Origin of the sequence: Desnuesiella massiliensis, from assembly GCF_001403615.1 — a bacterium.
Lineage (GTDB): Bacteria > Bacillota > Clostridia > Clostridiales > Clostridiaceae > Desnuesiella > Desnuesiella massiliensis.
In genome coordinates, this window is sequence record NZ_LN879455.1 from 298,545 (window position 1) to 318,226 (window position 19,682).

The 19,682-nt window shown below is 32.9% G+C and carries 17 protein-coding genes and 1 pseudogene; 15 read left to right on the forward strand and 3 right to left on the reverse strand.

The genetic code is table 11. The annotated features are described in order from the left end of the window. Positions 1-156: 156 nt before the first annotated feature. The 8 genes from BN2665_RS08145 to BN2665_RS08180 all read left to right on the forward strand — a co-directional run bounded on the left by BN2665_RS08145 (position 157) and on the right by BN2665_RS08180 (position 7,587). Positions 157-1,158: a C45 family autoproteolytic acyltransferase/hydrolase gene (locus BN2665_RS08145; protein ID WP_055666622.1), complete on the forward strand. Its 1,002-nt coding sequence runs from the start codon at positions 157-159 to the stop codon at positions 1,156-1,158. A 236-nt stretch (positions 1,159-1,394) separates the two neighbouring features. Then, positions 1,395-2,282, forward strand: a complete 888-nt coding sequence (locus BN2665_RS08150) for an AraC family transcriptional regulator (RefSeq protein ID WP_055666623.1) — start codon at positions 1,395-1,397, stop codon at positions 2,280-2,282. Positions 2,283-2,376: 94 nt separating this feature from the next. Further along, a complete protein-coding gene (locus tag BN2665_RS08155; RefSeq protein ID WP_055666624.1) occupies positions 2,377-3,135 on the forward strand; it encodes a class I SAM-dependent methyltransferase in 759 nt (252 codons plus the stop codon). A 515-nt stretch (positions 3,136-3,650) separates the two neighbouring features. Then, positions 3,651-4,445, forward strand: a complete 795-nt coding sequence (locus BN2665_RS08160; protein WP_055666625.1) for a MerR family transcriptional regulator — start codon at positions 3,651-3,653, stop codon at positions 4,443-4,445. A 76-nt stretch (positions 4,446-4,521) separates the two neighbouring features. After that, entirely contained in the window at positions 4,522-5,004 is a 483-nt protein-coding gene (locus tag BN2665_RS08165) for a flavodoxin family protein (RefSeq protein ID WP_055666626.1), read from the forward strand. Continuing rightward, positions 5,001-5,648 carry a flavodoxin family protein gene (locus tag BN2665_RS08170; RefSeq protein WP_055666627.1) on the forward strand — a complete coding sequence of 216 codons (648 nt, stop codon included), beginning with the start codon at positions 5,001-5,003 and terminating at the stop codon, positions 5,646-5,648. The genes BN2665_RS08165 and BN2665_RS08170 overlap by 4 nt, the downstream gene beginning before the upstream one ends. A gap of 262 nt (positions 5,649-5,910) precedes the next feature. Then, on the forward strand, positions 5,911-6,216 hold the full coding sequence (locus BN2665_RS08175; protein ID WP_055666628.1) for a DUF6506 family protein: 306 nt from the start codon (positions 5,911-5,913) through the stop codon (positions 6,214-6,216). Between the two features lie 195 nt (positions 6,217-6,411). Further along, positions 6,412-7,587 carry a GGDEF domain-containing protein gene (locus tag BN2665_RS08180; RefSeq protein ID WP_055666629.1) on the forward strand — a complete coding sequence of 392 codons (1,176 nt, stop codon included), beginning with the start codon at positions 6,412-6,414 and terminating at the stop codon, positions 7,585-7,587. A 111-nt stretch (positions 7,588-7,698) separates the two neighbouring features. Here the strand turns inward: BN2665_RS08180 and BN2665_RS08185 are convergent, their stop codons facing one another. After that, positions 7,699-8,661 carry an alpha/beta fold hydrolase gene (locus tag BN2665_RS08185; RefSeq protein WP_055666630.1) on the reverse strand — a complete coding sequence of 321 codons (963 nt, stop codon included), beginning with the start codon at positions 8,659-8,661 and terminating at the stop codon, positions 7,699-7,701. Between the two features lie 73 nt (positions 8,662-8,734). Next, a complete protein-coding gene (locus tag BN2665_RS08190; RefSeq protein ID WP_055666631.1) occupies positions 8,735-9,247 on the reverse strand; it encodes a helix-turn-helix domain-containing protein in 513 nt (170 codons plus the stop codon). 277 nt (positions 9,248-9,524) lie between these two features. Here BN2665_RS08190 and BN2665_RS08195 point away from each other — a divergent pair, with 277 nt between their 5' ends. Genes BN2665_RS08195 through BN2665_RS08205 form a run of 3 tightly spaced genes read left to right on the forward strand, consistent with a single transcriptional unit; the run spans position 9,525 to position 11,823 of the window. Further along, positions 9,525-10,139, forward strand: a complete 615-nt coding sequence (locus BN2665_RS08195; protein ID WP_055666632.1) for a TetR/AcrR family transcriptional regulator — start codon at positions 9,525-9,527, stop codon at positions 10,137-10,139. Further along, positions 10,136-11,023 carry an ABC transporter ATP-binding protein gene (locus BN2665_RS08200; RefSeq protein ID WP_055666633.1) on the forward strand — a complete coding sequence of 296 codons (888 nt, stop codon included), beginning with the start codon at positions 10,136-10,138 and terminating at the stop codon, positions 11,021-11,023. The genes BN2665_RS08195 and BN2665_RS08200 overlap by 4 nt, the downstream gene beginning before the upstream one ends. A 2-nt stretch (positions 11,024-11,025) precedes the next feature. Then, a complete protein-coding gene (locus BN2665_RS08205) occupies positions 11,026-11,823 on the forward strand; it encodes an ABC transporter permease subunit (protein ID WP_055666634.1) in 798 nt (265 codons plus the stop codon). Positions 11,824-11,881: 58 nt separating this feature from the next. Here the strand turns inward: BN2665_RS08205 and uvrA are convergent, their stop codons facing one another. Continuing rightward, the gene (gene uvrA, locus BN2665_RS08210) at positions 11,882-14,344 is read right to left on the reverse strand and encodes an excinuclease ABC subunit UvrA (RefSeq protein ID WP_055666635.1); all 2,463 of its coding nucleotides are present in this window, start codon (positions 14,342-14,344) and stop codon (positions 11,882-11,884) included. Positions 14,345-14,540: 196 nt separating this feature from the next. On the opposite strand from uvrA, the gene BN2665_RS08215 reads away from it, so the two are divergent. The 4 genes and pseudogenes from BN2665_RS08215 to BN2665_RS08230 all read left to right on the forward strand — a co-directional run bounded on the left by BN2665_RS08215 (position 14,541) and on the right by BN2665_RS08230 (position 19,582). After that, positions 14,541-15,080 carry a GNAT family N-acetyltransferase gene (locus BN2665_RS08215; protein ID WP_055666636.1) on the forward strand — a complete coding sequence of 180 codons (540 nt, stop codon included), beginning with the start codon at positions 14,541-14,543 and terminating at the stop codon, positions 15,078-15,080. Positions 15,081-15,764: 684 nt separating this feature from the next. Next, positions 15,765-17,693 carry a ribosomal protection-like ABC-F family protein gene (gene abc-f / locus BN2665_RS08220; RefSeq protein WP_055666637.1) on the forward strand — a complete coding sequence of 643 codons (1,929 nt, stop codon included), beginning with the start codon at positions 15,765-15,767 and terminating at the stop codon, positions 17,691-17,693. A 254-nt stretch (positions 17,694-17,947) separates the two neighbouring features. Beyond that, positions 17,948-18,645, forward strand: a pseudogene (locus BN2665_RS08225) (response regulator transcription factor). 1 nt (position 18,646) lies between these two features. Next, positions 18,647-19,582, forward strand: coding sequence for a sensor histidine kinase (locus BN2665_RS08230; RefSeq protein ID WP_055666638.1), 936 nt, complete (start codon positions 18,647-18,649; stop codon positions 19,580-19,582). Positions 19,583-19,682 lie beyond the last annotated feature (100 nt).

A 19,682-nucleotide genomic window follows, 5' to 3' on the forward strand; every position in this document is an offset into this window, starting at 1 on the left:
TTCTATTTAAATGCAATAACATACTCTCACAAAGAAAGGGCTATTTCCTAGGGATAACACAATATTAATATAGTCATTGACATAAAAATTTTATTCAATTAGGCTTATAGTATGAGTTAACGTTAGCTCTCAAATTAAAGATAGGAGAGTGAAATTATGTATCATTCAAGATGGAAAGGCAGTCACTATGAAGCAGGATTGCGTCATGGGAATAAATTGCATAAAAATGGAGTCAATCCCATGAACAGCATACTGATAAGCGATGAAAGAAAAGAATTTGCAGTAAAGTGTCTGCCAATTTACGAAAAATTTTATCCGGAAATCCTTGAAGAAATAAAGGGTATGGCATGCGGATTACAAATTGATTATATGGATATAGCAGAGTTTCTTTTCACTATGTATTGCTTTGTGTTCGATAATAAATGCTCTTGTTTGGCTTTTTCTTATAAAGGAAAAACCATGTTTGCTCGAAATAGTGATTTTGTTGTAAGCATAGAAAAATTATGTGACAGCGCGTATTATAAGTTTAGCAATGCCTATTCATTTATTGGAAATACAACTGCATGGACAGAAATGGAAGATGGTATCAATGAGCATGGATTGGCAGTTGGTCTGACTTTTATTTATCCTATAAAAATAAAGCCTGGATTTAATGCAGGAATGCTTGTCAGATATATTTTAGAGAAATGTAAAACAACGGATGAAGCTATTCTAGCATTAAAAAAAATTCCCATTGCTTTACCGCAAACAATCACGTTGGCAGACAGGTTCGGCAATATTGCAGTTGTGGAATGTAATTGTGATAAGGTTGTTGTCTTAGCCCCGCAGCAAGGAAAAAGCTATGTTTTTACAACCAACCATTTTGTGTCTGAGGAAATGCAGGAATATCAATTTGATGATGTTGATGATGCACATTCTCGTGAACGATATGAAACATTAGTAAATTCATTTGCAAATAGCCAAGATTATTCATTGGATTTTGCAGAAAATCTTTTGTCTGGAAAGATGGGATTTATGTGTCAATATGATCGTAAACAAGGAATTGACACTGTTTGGTCATCAATTTATGATTTAACAGATGGTACAATTTTTAGAGTTGAAGGAAATCCTTCAAGGAAAGCATTCAAACAGGATAAAAGGTTTAGTCTCACAAAATGAGCATACCCTTTATTTGGAAATTTAAAGTAAGAAAATTCAGAGGCATTAAGATAAAAATCTTAGTGTCTTTGTTTTCATATATACTCAAAAACTTAATATAATGTTAGAATCAAAAGGATTTTATAATAGAAGAGGATTCATTTATTGATATTTAGCAATACAGGAACAGTTCCGTTTCAAAGTTGTTGTTATAATAGAATTACCCCGTGGAGGAGAAAGTTAGGTGGAAGTGGATATTGAATTATAGAAAAGATATTGAGAAGTGTATTAAATTCATTGAAGACCATATCAAAGAAAATATTACTATTGAAGAAGTTGCTAGTCAATCTGGGTACTCTCTTTATCATTTTTGCAGAGTTTTTAGTTTATGTAAGGGTTTGTCTGTTATGGAATACATTCGAGGACGCAGGTTGTCTTTATCAGCGACAGAATTATTCAAAGGCAGAAAAATTATTGATATTGCTTTTGACTATGGATTTGAGACACCCAGTGGCTTTGCCAAGGCTTTTCGTAAAGCTTTTGGTTATAGTCCTACACAGTATATGATACGAATGGCTAGATATGCTGATACCAAAATAGCATTTGAAGTTGGAGGGTATATTATGAATCCTGTTATTGTAAAAAGACCTGCATTTAAGGTTGCTGGTTATGGAATTAAAACAAATATTACTGGGGTTACATATACAAAGGATATTGCATCCTTCTGGAGCAATTATAACGGAGAAAATTTGGAAAGCAAAATGTATAGAATTTTAAATCCAGCTAAGCATGGGGAAGTGGGACTGTGTGTTCCATTATCCGAGGATGGAAATGCAATATATCTTTTAGGAGTAATTGTTGATGACTTTTCAAAGGTAGAGGAAAATATGCTGACAGTAGAAGTTCCAGAGGCCGAGTATGCCGTTTTTACAACGACTCCTGTGGATACTACAAATGATAAAGAACAAAAGGAGTTTGCAAAGATTATTGCAAGCACATGGAAATATATTTTTGAAGATTGGTTTAAAGACAGTGAGTATGTTTACGATGAAGGTAAAATTGATTTTGAATTTTATGATGAACGCTGTCATCACAGAAAGGACACTGTCATGGATATTTATATTCCTATTAGAAAAGTGAAATAAAGTTAGTTATTCTGCTTATAATTATGATACCTGCTATTTTTAGGTAGATTCAAGTAGGTATTTAGAATAAATCAATGGAGAAAGGTGATAAAAGATGTTGAGTTATTATGGGAGATTGTCTTCAGAAGTATATGATATGGATAAGCCTATAGGTCATTCTTTTGGGGATGTGGAATTTTACATGAATAGATTAGAGTCGTGCAAAGGACCTATTCTTGAACCTGCAACAGGAACTGGTCGTATATTAATTCCTTTTTTAGAAAAAGGATTGAATGTTGATGGATTTGATAGTTCAAAAGATATGTTAAATATTTGTGAGAATAATTGTAAAAAAAGAGGGTTAAATCCTAAACTTTTTGAGGCAAAGATGGAGTCTTTTTCACAAGATACAAAATATGATGCTATTATAGTGCCAACGGGAACGTTCCTTCTACTACATAAAAGGGAAGATTCAATAAAAGCATTACAAAACTTTTATAAGCATTTATCTAATGGTGGTAGATTAATTCTAGACATATTTTTGCAAACTGATATTTCAATAGGTACAGTTTCCACAAAAACTTGGAAATGTTTTAATGGAGATATAATTACATTAGAAAATAAAATTGTAGAGGTTGACTATATAAATCAATATACTATTTCCCATGGACGATATGAAAAGTGGCGTGAAGGAGTACTTCTGCAAACTGAATTAGAGTATTTTCCATTACGATGGTATGGGATAGAAGAGTTTAGATTAATACTTGAAAGTATAGGATTTAAAAATATTGTGATTTCTTCAAACTATAAATTTGGGCAGTACCCATCAAATTCTGAAGAGATGATTACTTTTGAGGCTGTTGCTGTTAAATAGAAATAATGTTACTACTCAGATACTTCAGATAGTTATGACCATGCTATTATATAACCATGCCCGTTGGCATTGACAGAACAAATTTTAAAAGTATCTTAATGAAAGTAAATATAAATTTTTTGGGTGGCTAAACAGAACTGTAAACTTCTGTCCTTTTGGGGATAGGAGTTTTTTATTTTTAAGGAGATGGTTGGTGGGATGGATTCTAAAATAAAATTATAAAGGAGATTTTGAAATGGAACGAATTTTAACAAGTGATAGAACAACTGGCAAATTGCATTTAGTACATTAGATAGGGAGTAGAGGTAGGAGATAGCATACTTACAGGTAGTGAAAAGGCAAATGTAGTTAGTAATCAGACTGTTGAAGAAATTAAAAGAGCAATGAGTATTCATATAGAATAAAGTTAAATAACTATATGTTAAGCCACAAGAAATCGGATAAGGTATAATTTGTAATTATATGATATCATTAAAAGAAGATTGCTGTTCTGGATAAAAAGGAGGTAATGTGCAGTGCTGAAAAAGTATCGTACAAGCGATCTATTAAACTATTTTGGGGTGCCAAGAGATACATTGCGTTTTTATGAGGAGAAAGGATTACTAAATCCGAAAAAGAATAGTGAAAATAATTATAGAAATTATGATATCTTTGATATATATAACCTAATGATAATAGATTTCTATAAAAAGCGCGGGATGACAATTCACCAGATTCAAGATTTATTAAATAAAAGTGATGTGCAGGATATACAAAGCCTATTGGGGAACAAGAGAAGTGAACTTGAAAAAATTATATATGATGCACAGTGTATGTTAAAAAGAATTGAGGAGACGCAAAAATTCAGCAGAAACTTAGACAGTAATTTGAACACTTTTACCATTAAATCCTTGCCACAGTATAGAATTAACGGAGAGGTATCGGATTTTATTGCTGTAGAAGAATATGAAAATGTAAAAGACATAATGAATTCCAATAATGACGATATGCTCTCACAAATTATGCGTTATATTTCCTTTGATAAAAACGGTGTTATTGCTGCAAAAATGTTAATCGTTGATACTGCTGAAGTAAAAAATGAAAATGATAATTATCTACATTATCCTAAGTGTCTATATACAGTGGTGGAGGAAATACAACCACAAGATGAACAGGAAGATTTAATTAAAAAAATGTACAGAGTATCTTCAGAATATGCAAATACACATGGACTTAGGCTATTAGGGGAAGCTTTCGCCATGATACGCCTTATTACATACAAAGTAAATAAAACTAAAGCTTACATTGAAATATTTATTCCTTTTGAATGATTGATTATATATTGACATGGGTGTAACCCCCTACTTTATAATTGAGGCAAAGTAAAGTTTCAGGAGGAAAGTAGCTATGAAAACTATCGTAATTAAGGAAGTTACGGATATTTCAATAGAAAATGCTTATACCTTGGATCTGTCAAAAGCTGAGGTAAACCACTGTGTGGGTTGTTGGAGCTGCTGGTGGAAAAGCCCGGGGAAATGTGTATTCAAAGATTTAAACGAGTATTATCATGAGTATATAACGGCAGATAAAGCTATTTATTTTGCAAAAGTAACAAAGGGGTTTGTCACAAGCAATTTGAAAAACCTTTTCGATCGCATGATACCTCTCTACCTTCCATACACTACCTATAAAACAGGTGAGTCCATGCATGTAAAAAGATATGAGAAATACCCTGATATAGAATTTTATTATGATGGACATTTTCAAACTGACGATGGTTGTGAAATTTTTGAAGATTACATCAATCGTGTGTTTTATCAGTTTTATTCACAAAATATTATTGTTAAGCCTGTTGAACATTTTTTTAGAAATAGGGGGTGTCAGAAGTGAATACAATCATTATAAATGGATCACCAAAAGGAGATGCACAAAACAGCAATACAAGAATTATATGTGAAGAATTTGTGCGCGGCATGAAAATGCCTTGTGAAATAAAATGTATAGCAAATTCTAACTTAGAGAAACTAGCACATCATGTGGAAAACTATGATACAGTAATCATTATCTTGCCTCTTTACATTCATGCTATGCCGGGAATCTTGATGAAATTTATTGAGCATTTAAGACCATCATCTATACAAGGGAAATCTCTTGGCTTTATTATACAGGCAGGTTTTATAGAAACCGCACAGGAAAAGTATGTAGAACGCTATTTTACATCTTTAGCAAAGCAGCTTAATTATAACTATTTGGGCACTGTCTCCAAGGGGGAAGCTGCTGCAATATATATGTTCCCTAAGATGTTTAAAAAGGTGTTAAAGAAAATAAACGAATTAGGCAAAATTTATGAGCAAACTCATACATTTGATCAAAAAATAGCTCAGGAACTAGGGAAACCATATGAGTTAACAAAATTTCAAACGTGGGTGTTTCAGTTTTTCTGCGATATAGGACTTAATAATCTGGGCTGGCACAGAGTGTTAAAACAGAATAATGCCTTTGATAAACGATTAGATAGACCTTTTTTATACTAATCAAAAATACAAAATCAGACTGCCACCAAGACCCAATCAGGTTCAAACAACATATTTTTGTATCCTCAAGGCATTTTGAGTGCATAGTAATGATGTAATTAAAATTTTAAGATATAATTCCATAAGGGGCCGAAATATTTTGATTGAAGAAACAGAGTACAGGAGACAAACTATGAATGCTACACTGATTAAGATATAATAATAATGAAACCTTGTTTTACATTGTGTAACAAAGATTATTAATATAATAGGAGGTAGTTATATGAAGAAAAAATTTGCATTTTTACTTATGGGAAGTCATTATAATCCTGATGAGCATAAGGCTTGTTTCGAAACAGAAAATCAGATTAGCTATATCTTCACAGTTAGAAGTTTTGAAGAAGCATGCCATAAGCTTTCTTTCCTGGAAAGTGAGGGTGTTGGTGCAATCGAATTATGTGGAGCATTTGGAGAAGAAAACGCTCAAAAGATGATTGAATTGACACACAACAAAATAGCTATTGGATATGCTACCCACAAGTCTGAACAGGATAATTTATTTTTCGATTTCTTTTCAAATTTTGGATAAGATTATGAGAATAATCCTTATTTCAACTAATTCGCAATCTTCTACTATGAAAAACCATAATATTAATTGAAGTGAAGTATTTGTAATGGTAAAATAATACTAAAATCAACGGAATACAATGTAAAAATCAATGGTTTATTGATAAATCTTTTTAATATTGATTTCGGAATTATGTTGAATAGTGGTGAATAATAAATGAATTTAAACGTTCATATAGAAACTCTTATAATAGCCCTTGTTTTAGGGCATTTTTTTTCTGGAATACTAGGTATTGCCTATATGATTCAACGCAAAAGGGATATAACCGTATATACATTTTTATTCTCTAGGCTATTTGAAACTGTTGCATGGATTCTAATTGGTTTAAGAAATATAATCCATAGCTTTATTTCTATATCAATAGGTAATTCATTTCTAATTATCGGGGCAACCTTACAAATAGTGGCTTTTTTGACTATTAAAAATTGTTGTACTAATATAGTAAAAAGATTCTATGTGATATCTACTATAATCTCTATTTGTATCTTTAATCTTGTATCATTATTTTATAATATGGAGAGCATGAGAATTTCTGTCATATCTATAATTATGACTATATTATGGTTTTTTCCAATATATGTATTGTTGTCGGATAAAAACTCTTCAGTGTTGCAGAGAGTTATTGCTGTTCTTTATGGTGTAGAAATGGCTCTGCTTATTTTTAGAGCTTATATTGGAATAGTATTAGATGAATCCACGAGTTTGATGTCGCGTAGCATATATAATGTCTTGTTTTTTCTTTGTTTATATCTAATAATGCTAATGGGGAATATTGGTCTTATTCTTATGGCAAAAGAAAAGTCTGATTTTGATTTAATAAATGCAGCTACTTATGACGAACTGACCAATATATTCAATCGTAGAACATTTCTATTGCATGCTAAAGAGAGTATTTTACTACTTTCAAGGAGAAAAGAACCTATCTCATTCTTTCTTATTGATGTGGATAATTTTAAGAAAATTAATGATATTCATGGACATTTTTCAGGAGATATGGTACTTAAAGATTTTGCAACTATTATAAAAAGTCAATTGCGGGACTATGATTTATTTGGCAGATTTGGCGGTGAAGAGTTTACTGTATTACTTCCAGGAACTAATGAAAAAGAAGCTTTGGAAGTTGCGGAGAAATTAAGAAAGATTACTGAAGACGCTTCTGTTAGTGTTAGTACAAATCATACTATAAAATACACTATAAGCATAGGAATAGTTACGGTTATTCCAGAGGAAAGTACTTCTATAGATACACTGTATAAATTAAGCGACAATGCCCTGTATATGGCAAAGAGGAACGGTCGAAATAGAATAGAAATTGTTAAGACAAAAAAGTAGTTGCTAAAAATTTGAGATGTAGCAGAAAGCACAGTGCAGCCGAACTGATCGGTTACACTGCGCTGATTTCCAATTTATCAAAAGGACGAATGCCGCCAAATTCTCATAATGTTATTTACTAGCTTTGAGTAATAAACCATCCGTAATTTCTGTAATCTTTTCAACATTGTTTGCGTAAATGAAATGAGTGCCGTCAAGTATCTCATATTGAGCATGTTTACCGATTCGTTCCAGATGTTTGTGCTGATATTCTTGAGGCGTCATTTTGAACTTGTTAAGCTGCTGATTTGAAGTTTCATAGGTTTTTTTCGAAATAATTTTAAAATATGGGACATATATAGGAAACGGCAAATCCATGGTTTGTTTTATAAATTCAGCTGAATTTGACATCTGCTCTAAAACTGTATCATTCATTAAAAAACCCGCAGAGGTGACCATGTCGTTTATCTCTTTTTCTGTATATCCATTTGAGAGCAAGTACTTTTTATTTGTGGTCAAAGGCGCCAAAAGTGAAGTAGTGCCTATAGCCTGCTGGAATTTTGCGATGGGAAGTATAGATTTTACAAAAGCAGGCATATCTTCATAAATCACAGTTGGTGTGCCGTCAAGAGATATAATAGCTTCTACTTCTTCAGGATATTTTGAGGCATAATATTCGCTGTAAACGCTTGATATGGAATGTGGCATCAAGACATACGGCGCTTCAAAACCTGCCTTGCTGAGTGCAGTTCTTATTTCTTCAACATAATTCTCACAGGTGCGCGGCTTTGAAGTTTCGCTGCTGAAGCCGACACCGAAATACTCGACGCAAACAACTGTATATTTTTCGCTGAGTTTACGCATGAGTGGAGCAAATTCGGCAGACGGAAGCGAAACACCCATACCGGGAAGTAATATGATTGTTTTCTTGCCATGGCCCATGGAACAGACGTGCATTTGTCCGTCGTCAACATTAATAAGCTTACCGTAAGGCTTTATTTGTTCAAATTTTCCCATGAAATATGTTGCGTGTAAAATCGTGCTAATCAACATAAGAACTGCAATCACGGTAACTACTATTCCAAATATCATCATAATCTTTTTCCCCCTTTTCATTTTAGGTTTGGGCTGATTTGTTTTGCATATGATGTTCATATTATTTTCTATTTTACTCTTCCCCTGCAGGGGAAGAGATGATTGATATATCTCTTGCTTTTCTTCCACTTGCAACTTCAAAGTTGTATTTTATGAGAAGTGCTTGCAGCTCTAATAAGAATTGGTCGAACTCATTATCATCCATCATTAGTACTGTATTGTTAAAAAAAATCTTATCTTTAGCAGGGTCCGAATTTTCTCTGTTGAAATAGTTGTGAAACCTTGCATATCTGTTCATCAAAAAAGTCAATGCATTCTGAGAAGCATTTTTAAGGGTGTTATGCTTTGCTATTTCTCCTACGCTCAAGGCAAGTGTTCTTTCTAGACTCCCTCGAATCTTTTTTTCGGATAAGACAGATAAAATGTTGTTGTCCAACAAAATATTGATATGACGGTACATGGTGGTTCGTGGAACATCGCTGATTCTTTCACAAAGCTCCGTGGCGGTCATACTTTGCTTTGCGGCAAGCTCCTGTATGATTCTCATTCGGACCGAATTCAACATAACCTTATTTATGTCTTTCATGATACTTCACCTCCATTAGTTCTAATTTTGATTATAATACCAAAAATGGAATTAATCAAGCGAAAAATTAAGCGCTGTCTTAAGGTTTATATTTGAGGATTATATAAATTACCTTTTGATGTTAGTACAATGTGTATTACGAGTATAACAGTATAAGCTGGGGAAAATTACTCTGATTTTGGGGCTACAACTCTGAATATTATTGACCGAATCGGTTTATTAGTATATAATTGAATAAACCGATTCGGTTTATAATATATTTATGAAAGGTGATATTTTGGAAAAGTTTTTGAATCTATCTAAAGAAAAACAAAATGATATTATTAACGCAGGTTTGAACGCTTTTGGCACCAATGGATATAAAAAAGCATCCATCAGAGATATTGCTAATACGGCAGGAATATCTAAGTCAATGATATTTCACTATTTTGGTACTAAGAAAGACATGTATCTTTTTCTGGTACAATATAGCGTCAATATGCTTATGAATGAAATAAGCATGAATTTTAAGGAAGAGGAGAGGGATTTTTTTGAACGGGTAAGACTTGCCTCGGAAATAAAGGTTTCAGTCATGCGAAAGCACCCAGCGATTTTGTCTTTTTTTAAAAGCATTTATTTTGAATCCGACGAGGAAGTGGTTCAGGAAATTAAATCTATGATGCTGCGGGGAGAAGCCTTTCGTTCACATATTGCCCTCGATGGAATAGATATGTCTAAATTTAAGGAAGGCATAGACCCTGCTCTGGTAATAAAAATGCTTACCTGGTTTGCTGAAGGATATGTGAGTCAACTTGGAGTTAATACCACAATGGATATTGATGATATTAACAGAGAGTTTAATCAATGTTTAAATATGTTAAAACAAAATTTCTATAAGGAGGAGTTTTTATGATTGATGTAAAAAAGCTTACATTGAAATATCCAAGCGGAAAAGGCGTTTTTGAATTGGATTTCTCTGTAAAAAAGGGTGAGGTTATGGGCTATCTGGGACCCAATGGGGCTGGAAAAACTACCACCATTCGTGCATTGCTGGGATTTATGCAGCCAAATAGCGGTACATGTTCTATAGGAGGAATTGATTGTACAAACCGTGCGCCGGAAATTCAGAAAACTCTTGGCTATATACCTGGAGAAATAGCATTTCTCGATGATATGAACGGAGATGAGTTTCTTAAATTTATGCATGATATGAGAGGCATGAAGGATACATCAAGACAAAAGCAGCTGATTGAGATGTTTGAGCTTGATCCAAAAGGTAAAATCAAAAAGTTTTCAAAAGGTATGAAGCAAAAGCTTGGAATTATTACTGCCTTTATGCACGATCCTGATGTACTTATCTTAGACGAGCCTACCAGCGGTCTCGATCCTCTTATGCAAAATCGGTTTGTTGAGCTTATATTAAATGAAAAAGCTAAAGGCAAGACTATTTTGATGTCTAGCCACATATTTGAAGAAGTGGAAAAGACCTGTGATAATGTATTAATAATAAAGGATGGCAGAATTGTTAAGCAGTCTGATGTACAGACTCTTAAAAATTCACAACGCAAAGGCTTTATTATAAGGCCAGACAATGTTGCTTCGGCTTCGCAGCTGCTTAAATCTGCGGGGTTTGATGTGTATACTACAACTGGTGACTCTGTGGAGGTTTTCGTAACAGGTGAAAATGTGGATCGTTTTATTAAGACGGCTGCACAGTTTACTGTGCTCAATTTTGATGTTAAAACCCAGTCTCTTGAAGATATCTTCATGCATTTTTACGGTAGGGAGGAGAAATAGTTATGAGCTTTACATTGCTAAAAACAGTATTAAAAAAGAATTGGACACTACTCCTTATTTTCTTTGGCGTGCTGACTATGTATACGACTATAATGGTTTCAATGTATAATCCAAATGACATGGAGGCCATGACATCAATGCTTAAGTTATTTCCGGAAGACCTCATGAAAGCCATGGGCTTTTCAAAGGTGGTTACAGACCTTACAGGTTATCTTGCAAGCTGGCTCTATGGATTATTGATGTTTGGTTTTCCTATGGTTTACTGTATAATCCTTGGAAACAGACTGGTGGCAAAGATGGTGGACAATAGTTCATTTGTATATCTTCTATCAACTCCTAATTCGAGAGTTAAAATCATTTTTACACAAGGTGTCTATGCCCTAGCTTCTATTGCTCTGCTTTTTTCAGCTTTATTTGGTGTAGGTGTTTTAGCTTGTACGGTTATGTTTCCGAGCACCTTGGACATTGGTGCATTTTTCAAACTCAACTTTACCACTATGCTTGTGAATATGGTTGTAATGATGATAAGCTTTTTCTTCTCCTGCTTGTTTAATGAAACAAAGCTATCCCTTAGTTTTGGCGCAGGTATTCCAATAGCATTTATTTTAATGAATATGCTGGGTGGTGTTTCAGCAGATGTGAATATTTTGAAAAAGCTATCAATTTACGGTTTTTACGATCCAGTGGAATTGGTTCATGGTGGTGAAATTATGGTGGTGAATCTTATCTATGTTGGTATAATTGCTGTTCTTTTCGCTAGTGCTGTGATGATCTTTAAGAAGAAAAGATTACCGCTGTAATATAATTTAAGACGTTTTGTAGGTTCCCCCAGACTTATTGCTCTGGGGGATTTTTTGGTTAAAGCATGGATAAATATTTTCCTGTTAAAGAATTTTTATTGGATAGTATCTCATCAGGGGTCCCCACAGCGATTACTTTACCTCCATTGATTCCACCTTCTGGCCCAAGGTCTATAATCCAATCGGAAGCTTTTATAACTTGTTCATTGTGCTCTACCACAATTACTGTACTTCCTGAATCTACAATTCGGTTTAGAAGCACAAGAAAGTTTTCCACATCAATTGGATGTAATCCTGTTGTGGGTTCATCGATTAGGTATAGATTGTTCTTACCCTGATTATTCATTAATTCTTTCGCCAGCTTTAGGCGCTGTCCTTCACCACCAGATAAAGTAGTCAAGGTTTGCCCAAGCTCCAGATAACCTAATCCTACATATTTAAGCAATTTTAAATATTTAAGGATTTTTGGATGACTATCGAAGATATCCAAGGCATTTTCAACAGACATTCCTAGAATATCTTTTATAGAATTTCCCTTGTATTTTACAGACAGCACTGTATCATTGAATTGATTTCCACCGCAAATTGGGCAAGGTACTTCTAAATTCTCAAAAAATAACATATTGCTTGTGACATATCCAAGACCTTCGCAGTTCTCACAACGTCCTCCTGACATGTTAAAGGAAAAGTGCTTAGTGGTTAATCCTTTATCTTTAGCATCTTCTAAGTCACTGAAAATTTTCCTTATATCAGAGTAAACACCAGAATAGGTGGCCACATTTGAGCGTTTCATTCTAGTAAGGGGAGATTGTTCAACTTCTATAATCTGGTTGAAAACTTCAGTTCCAGAAACCTTATTACAGTTTGTTTGTTTTTTTATGCTTGCTTTTGATAGTACCTCAAATACCAATGTGGATTTTCCGGAACCTGAAACTCCAGTAACACTGATCAAGCAACCTACAGGAAATTTAACATTAATATTTTTTAAGTTATATAAATTAGCATTTTTTACTTCTATGATTTCTCCTGTTCCTTTGCGGAAGTCTTTAGGACTTTCTATTTTTCTATTAAAATAGGATCCTGTTACAGAAGTATCTTGTTTCTTAAGCTCCTCTAAGGATCCTTTTCCAACGATTTCTCCGCCATATTTACCAGCACCAGGTCCAATATCTACAATATAGTCAGACTCTTTCATAACATCTATGTCATGCTCAATGACTATAACCGTGTTTCCTAGATTCTTTAATTCTTTTAATATATTTATGATTCCAGCAGTATCTTTTGGATGAAGACCAATTGTTGGTTCATCCATTATGTAGATAATGCCTGTTAGGGTAGAATCCAAAGTTGCAGCCAATTTTATTCTTTGTGCTTCACCGCCGGATAAAGTCATGGTTTGCCTGTTGAGAGAAAGATAACCAAGTCCAACATTAACAATCCTTCGAATCTTTGTTTTTAAATCTAATAAATAGGGTTCTATCATAAGCTTATTTGAATCATTAACAAAGGTTTCAAGCTTTAATAGCCATTGAAATAATTCTTCTAAGGATAAAGAAACTAGCTCTGGAAGTCGCGTGTCTAGTACGGTTACACTGCGGCTTAACTCATTTAGTCTTTCTCCTTTACAATCCTCACAAATAGCAGAATCAAAATAAGCATCCAAATGTTTTGCTTCACCAGACTTTTCTGCTAGTCTCCTCCAAAGCACAGGGAGTATACCTTCAAATCTGCCCTCAGCCACTGTTTTTGGAGGAGCAACGTCTGGAAATATATTCTTGACCTCATCGCTTTGAACACCGTAAAGAAGAATTGCATTTTGGCCTTCATTAAAAGCTGTTATTGGAGTATAAGGCTCAATTGTTATACCATAATACTTGAAAGCATTATATAAAGATGAGATTTGATAATCCTTATATTTTTGTTCCCAGAAGTCTATGGCACCAGCTTCCAGCGATAAATGTTCATGGATTACATTATCCTTGTTTATTTTTAACACCTTTCCTAATCCTTCGCAGGTTTTACAAGCACCTTCTCTAGTATTATAAGAAAAATGTGTTCTGGTGAGCTTCTCCATTTTATAATTACAATGGTTGCAAAACATATATACTTTAAAATTATCTTTGGACTTCTCAACATTTTCTTTACACTCTGAAGATATTATTTCTTTATTACATTTAGGACATACTCTTTTACTCAACTTTTCATAAATCATCCTAAGATCTGTATAGATGTTGGTGACTGTACCAACAGACGAACGTGGATTTTTACTATATTCATTTTGAGTAATTCTAATTGAAGGTGATAGATTGCGAATGAAATCAATTTTTGGCTTTTGAATGCCTTGATAACCTATTGCCTCTAAATACTGTCTTTGACACTCTTGATAGATGGTATCAATGGCTAGTGTGGATTTTCCAGAACCAGATAAACCGGTAAAAACAACAAGTTTATTTTTAGGTATCTCTAATGAAATATCCTTTAAATTTCCTTCTTTAGCACCTTTAATAATAATGTTGTCCACTTCAGTACCTCATTTCTATATTTTAATCGTATATTCCTATTTAACACATAGCTTAATTCAATTATATAACATTGATACAATTAGTAAACTTTATATAATAACATCCATATTTTATGCTTATACAAGATATAGTATAATGTTTATAGTAGAATTCTAGAGGTTAAAAAATATGCTAGAATGCAACAGGAGGTCATATATGATAAAAAAGGTAAACTTATCTGATGGAAGACAATTAATAATTAGAGATGCAGTATATTCAGATGCTGCTGCTATGCACAATCTCTTCAATGAAACTTCAAAGGAATCCAATAATCTACCCTTTGGAGAAGGTGAGTTTGGTAAATCCGTTGAAGATGTGGAAAAGCATATTGAAGGCTGTATCAAAAAAGATAATGCTATTTATATTGTGGCAGAAGTGGACAATGAAATAATCGGTTATCTTAGCTTCGAAGGCGGATGGAGAAAAAGATCTCGACATGTTGGAGAATTTGGCATTGCCATAAGAAAAACCTTCTGGGGTCTAGGTATAGGAAGTATTCTAATTCAGTATTTAATTGACTGGGCGAAGCAAAGTAAAATTATCACTAAAATAAATTTAACAGTTGTTTGTGATAATACAAGTGCAGTAAAACTATATGAGAAGCTAGGCTTTAAGCATGAAGGTAGAATAACTCGAGCCAGCCTCATTAATGGTGTTTATCGTGATATATACTATATGGGGATGGAGATAGATTAAAAATACATTCTTTAAGGTTATTTACATAATATACAAAAGGTGATATAATAAAGAAAACTTTGGAGGAGGGAAGTAAGTTATGACACCAGCTAATTGCTAATATTAATTTAAAAATTAAATTAATATGTATTTTATAATGAGTTTTAATTTGCCTAATTATATTTAGGTCTTATTGTTATGCTCTTTATGGAATAAGGCATTTAGAAGGTAACTTACTTTACTGGAATTCAATATTATAATTTATATAGATAAACAACTTCAACTGCTGATTTATGCATGCCTAATAATGACTTATAGATACTATTTTAAATCCTGTATAAATTAAGTTTGATTAATGTTTATCTAAATATATTTCAAATAGTTATTTTGAAATATTCTATAATTAGACATATAAGCATAATGGAATGATTTTTTGACATGAACAATTTTTGCTTATGTGTAATTTAAATAAATTATAGTATCAATAGATTATTTTGGACTGTAAGGAGATGCCATCTTCTTACGGTCTTTTTATTTTTAAAATTCTTTATAGTATATACATGCAAAGGTTTTAAAACATTCTGGCTCTGTGAAAGTACTAGAGTCCATAATGTAAGAACTTTAATGCAATGTATTAAGTTAATATCTTCTTCTGCCTGTCCATAAAATGCTTAATTTAAAAAATGGATGAAAGAAGGAAGTTTTATGTTTGAATTATCGTTAAATGGTATAAAAAAATATATGGATGCCACCCTTGTTCTTAAAAATATAACCTTTCAAGTTTATGCAGGAGAAAAGGTTGGTATAGTAGGTGTAAATGGAAGTGGAAAGAGCACTATTCTTAAATTAATAGCGGGAAAATTACCTATGAATTATTGGCCGGGTTACCCACAAACCTCAAGTCCTGGATATGATGAAGGATTGATTAATAAGCCTAGAGAAGCCACTGCTGCTTACCTTGAACAAATACCTGAATATGACGATGGAGTAAAGGTTATTGATGTTTTAAACCTAGCTTTTGAAGAAATTCACGGCATAGAAAATGAAATGCGTAAACTAGAAGATGAAATGAAAGATCTAGAAGATGCTGCCTTGGAAAAAGCCTTAAAGCAGTACAGTGATTTGGTTCAATTATATGAAGTTAAGGGAGGATACCAAATAGAAGAAAAGCTAAGTAAGATTTGCACAGGTTTAAAATTTGATGACAGTTTTTTAAACAAAGATTTCAGTTTATTAAGCGGTGGGGAAAAAACTACAGTAGTGCTCGGAAAGCTGTTGATTGACAATCCAGATATATTATTACTGGATGAGCCCACAAATCATTTGGATATGGATTCAATTGAATGGCTTGAAAGCTATCTTAAAAATTATAAAGGCATTGTAATTGTTGTATCTCATGATAGATATTTTCTAGATAATATAGTAACGAAGATTGTAGAAATAGAGGATATGGAAGCTATAACCTATAAGGGCAACTATTCTGCTTATGTCAATCAAAAGGAAGAAAATATGAGAATTCAATATGAGAATTTTAGAGAACAGCAAAAGAAGATAAACTCCATGGAGAAGACTGTAAAAGATTTAAGAGACTGGGCTATGAGAGCCGATAATAACAAATTCTTTAGAAGAGCTGCAAGTATACAGATAAAGCTTGATAAAATGGATAGAATAGAAAAACCAATTTTTGAAAAGCAGAATATGAAGCTAAACTTTAAAGCTGCACAGCGATCAGGTAATGAGACTATTAAAGTTCTGGGACTCTCTAAAAGCTTTGAGAATAAGATTATTTTTAAGGATGCAAATTTATTGATCAACTATGGGGAAAGAGCAGCGCTAATCGGACCAAATGGCAGCGGAAAAACCACATTACTGAAACTGCTCTTAGGTGAGGAACATCCAGATGACGGTGTAGTGGAGTTAGGTGCCAGTGTGATGGCAGCATATTTACCACAGAAAATTACTTTTAAAAATGAGGAACTCACTGTGCTGGAGTGCTTCAGAGAAGATATTCTTATATTGGAGGGAAAAGCACGAGAGTACCTGTCCAAATTCATGTTTTATGGTAATAGTGTCTTCAAAAAAGTAAAGCATTTGTCAGGGGGAGAGAAGATCAGGTTGAAGCTAGGTAAGCTATTATATGAAGATATAAATTTATTGATACTGGATGAGCCCACTAATCATCTTGATATTGATTCCATAGAAACCCTTGAAGAGGCTCTAGAAGAGTTTAAAGGGACTATATTCTTCATTTCTCATGATAGATATTTTATAAATAAAATTGGTGAAAGGGTAATTGCTGTAGAGAATAATGCATTTAAGAGTTATTCTGGTAACTATGATTATTATAGAAGCGAAAAAGGTAAATTGACCTTGGAAATCCCTAAAGAACCGATGATAAAGCCAGAAAAAGTTAAGAAGTCAAGGGATATTGATGAAAGTAAAAAGCAGGAAGTAGAAAAGGCTAAAGCTCTAATGAGAGTTGAAAGTCTTGAAAGTGAAATAAAAGAGGTCGATTTAGCTATGGCTGCACCTGGTTTAGGTTATGAAGAGCTTAATAAGCTGTACTGTAGAAAAGAGGGATTAAATAAAGAGTTAGAGGCAGCTATGGAATTATGGTTAACCCTTAATAATTAATACTGTAATGAAGAAAATCAGTAAGTGTAAAATTTCTCCCCCTAAATTTGGGGGGAGAGATGAAAAGCTTAGTTTAGATTTCTATTATAGAACACAATTAATGGTATTAATGCTTGCAAGTAGTTGGTAAAAGTAATTTAGATAGTATACTCCTTATTTGAAATAGAATGTCTGAAATGTTATAATATTTTAAAGTTTGAATGGGGAACAATAAATTTTGATAAATCGAATTTATAAAAAATGGTGGGATGTTTATGAAAAATAAAATACTCTTAGTAGAAGATGATGTATCTATCAGCGATATAGTTAAAAATCATCTAACAAAAGAGGGGTTTGAAATAACAGTGGCATTTGATGGAGAGACGGGGTTGCTAAGTTCTTTCAGGACTCCTTTGAACTAGTTATTTTAGATATAATGATGCCAAAACTTGACGGTATAGAAACTATGGAAATAATAAGAAAAAAAAGCTCGGTACCCATATTGATAATGTCCGCTAAGGATACAGATGTAGATAAAGCAGTGGGGTTAGGTCTTGGAGCTGATGACTATATTTCAAAACCCTTTTCAATGATAGAGATTACAGCTAGAGTTAAAGCAGCCATAAGACGTGCAACCAAGTATTCTCAAGGGAATCAGGTTGAAGAAGTAAATACTATTAATATTAATGAGCTTACAATAAGTTTAGATAATTATTCCGTTATAAAAAATGGAGTAGATGTAAAACTCACTTCAAAGGAATTTGATATTTTAAAATTATTTATAACAAATCCTAATAAGGTTTTTACAAAAGCTCAGATTTATGATCTTATATGGGATGAAGGTTATTTTGGCGATGATAATGTTATTAATGTCCACATGAGAAGGTTAAGAGAAAAAATAGAGGATGACCCATCTAATCCTAAATATATTAAAACCTTATGGGGAATAGGTTATAAACTAGGGGAGTTTTAAAATGACTGCTTTTTTAATAGGAATTATTATTATTTTAATAACAATAATTTTAATTCAATATAGGTTTATAATAAATAGAAATGCTAATTTAAAGTATATACATAAAAAACTAAATAGCATTTTGTCAAATAACACCAGTGAAAGGCTTTTGATTTTAACTGATGACCAGGAACTAAAGTCTTTTTTAACAGACATTAACAATCTGTTAGATTATAATCAAAAGACAATAGCTAACCACATGAAAATGGAGATGTCAATGAAAAAAATGCTTTCTAATATTTCTCATGACCTAAAAACACCTCTCACCGTAGTTTTAGGATATATTGAAACCATTGAGCTTGATGAAAGCATAGGATATGAGGAAAGAAAAGAACTACTTTCAAAGGTAAAAAGCAAAGCCATGGAAGTAATTGAGCTTATTAATAAATTTTTTGACTTGGCAAAGCTAGAATCAGGAGATAAAGAATTACTTTTGACTAGGATTAATATAAATGAAGTTTTAAGGAAAAATATATTGGGCTTTTATGATACTTTAACTGCAAAAGGCTTTGAAGTAATCATTAATATACCGGATAAAGATATTTATGTGTTAGGAAATGAAGAAGCTCTCCATAGAATATTAAACAATTTAATATCTAATGCTATAAAGCATGGAGGAGAGGGCAAAATTATAGGATTGGACCTAAAGCAAGATGAAAATTTTGCATATATCGATGTTTGGGATAAGGGAAAAGGGATTAATGAAATTCACAAAGATAGGATTTTCGAAAGAATGTATACAGTTGAGGATTCGAGAAATAAGTCTTATGAAGGCAGCGGAATTGGACTTACAATAACTAAAAGACTTATTGAAAGATTAGAGGGAGATATATTTCTTTACAGTAAGGCCTATGAAAAAACGGTTTTTTCAGTTAAACTAAAAAGAATGACTTATTAGAGATAGGATGCTACTTGTAAAAGGGCATCCTATTTTGTACATGTAATATAAGTGCTAATTTGCAGTGAAGGTGTTACGAACTATAAAACTTAAGGAATTT

What these genes read in the sequence shown, in the direction of transcription:
- BN2665_RS08185 (WP_055666630.1), bottom strand. Translation starts at nt 8,661, where the DNA reads ATGATGATATTTGGAATAGTAGTTACCGTGATTGCAGTTCTTATGTTG.
- BN2665_RS08175 (WP_055666628.1), top strand. Translation starts at nt 5,911, where the DNA reads ATGAAGAAAAAATTTGCATTTTTACTTATGGGAAGTCATTATAATCCT.
- abc-f (WP_055666637.1), top strand. Translation starts at nt 15,765, where the DNA reads ATGTTTGAATTATCGTTAAATGGTATAAAAAAATATATGGATGCCACC.
- BN2665_RS08155 (WP_055666624.1), top strand. Translation starts at nt 2,377, where the DNA reads ATGTTGAGTTATTATGGGAGATTGTCTTCAGAAGTATATGATATGGAT.
- BN2665_RS08200 (WP_055666633.1), top strand. Translation starts at nt 10,136, where the DNA reads ATGATTGATGTAAAAAAGCTTACATTGAAATATCCAAGCGGAAAAGGC.
- BN2665_RS08190 (WP_055666631.1), bottom strand. Translation starts at nt 9,247, where the DNA reads ATGAAAGACATAAATAAGGTTATGTTGAATTCGGTCCGAATGAGAATC.
- BN2665_RS08205 (WP_055666634.1), top strand. Translation starts at nt 11,026, where the DNA reads ATGAGCTTTACATTGCTAAAAACAGTATTAAAAAAGAATTGGACACTA.
- BN2665_RS08230 (WP_055666638.1), top strand. Translation starts at nt 18,647, where the DNA reads ATGACTGCTTTTTTAATAGGAATTATTATTATTTTAATAACAATAATT.
- BN2665_RS08145 (WP_055666622.1), top strand. Translation starts at nt 157, where the DNA reads ATGTATCATTCAAGATGGAAAGGCAGTCACTATGAAGCAGGATTGCGT.
- BN2665_RS08215 (WP_055666636.1), top strand. Translation starts at nt 14,541, where the DNA reads ATGATAAAAAAGGTAAACTTATCTGATGGAAGACAATTAATAATTAGA.
- BN2665_RS08165 (WP_055666626.1), top strand. Translation starts at nt 4,522, where the DNA reads ATGAAAACTATCGTAATTAAGGAAGTTACGGATATTTCAATAGAAAAT.
- BN2665_RS08180 (WP_055666629.1), top strand. Translation starts at nt 6,412, where the DNA reads ATGAATTTAAACGTTCATATAGAAACTCTTATAATAGCCCTTGTTTTA.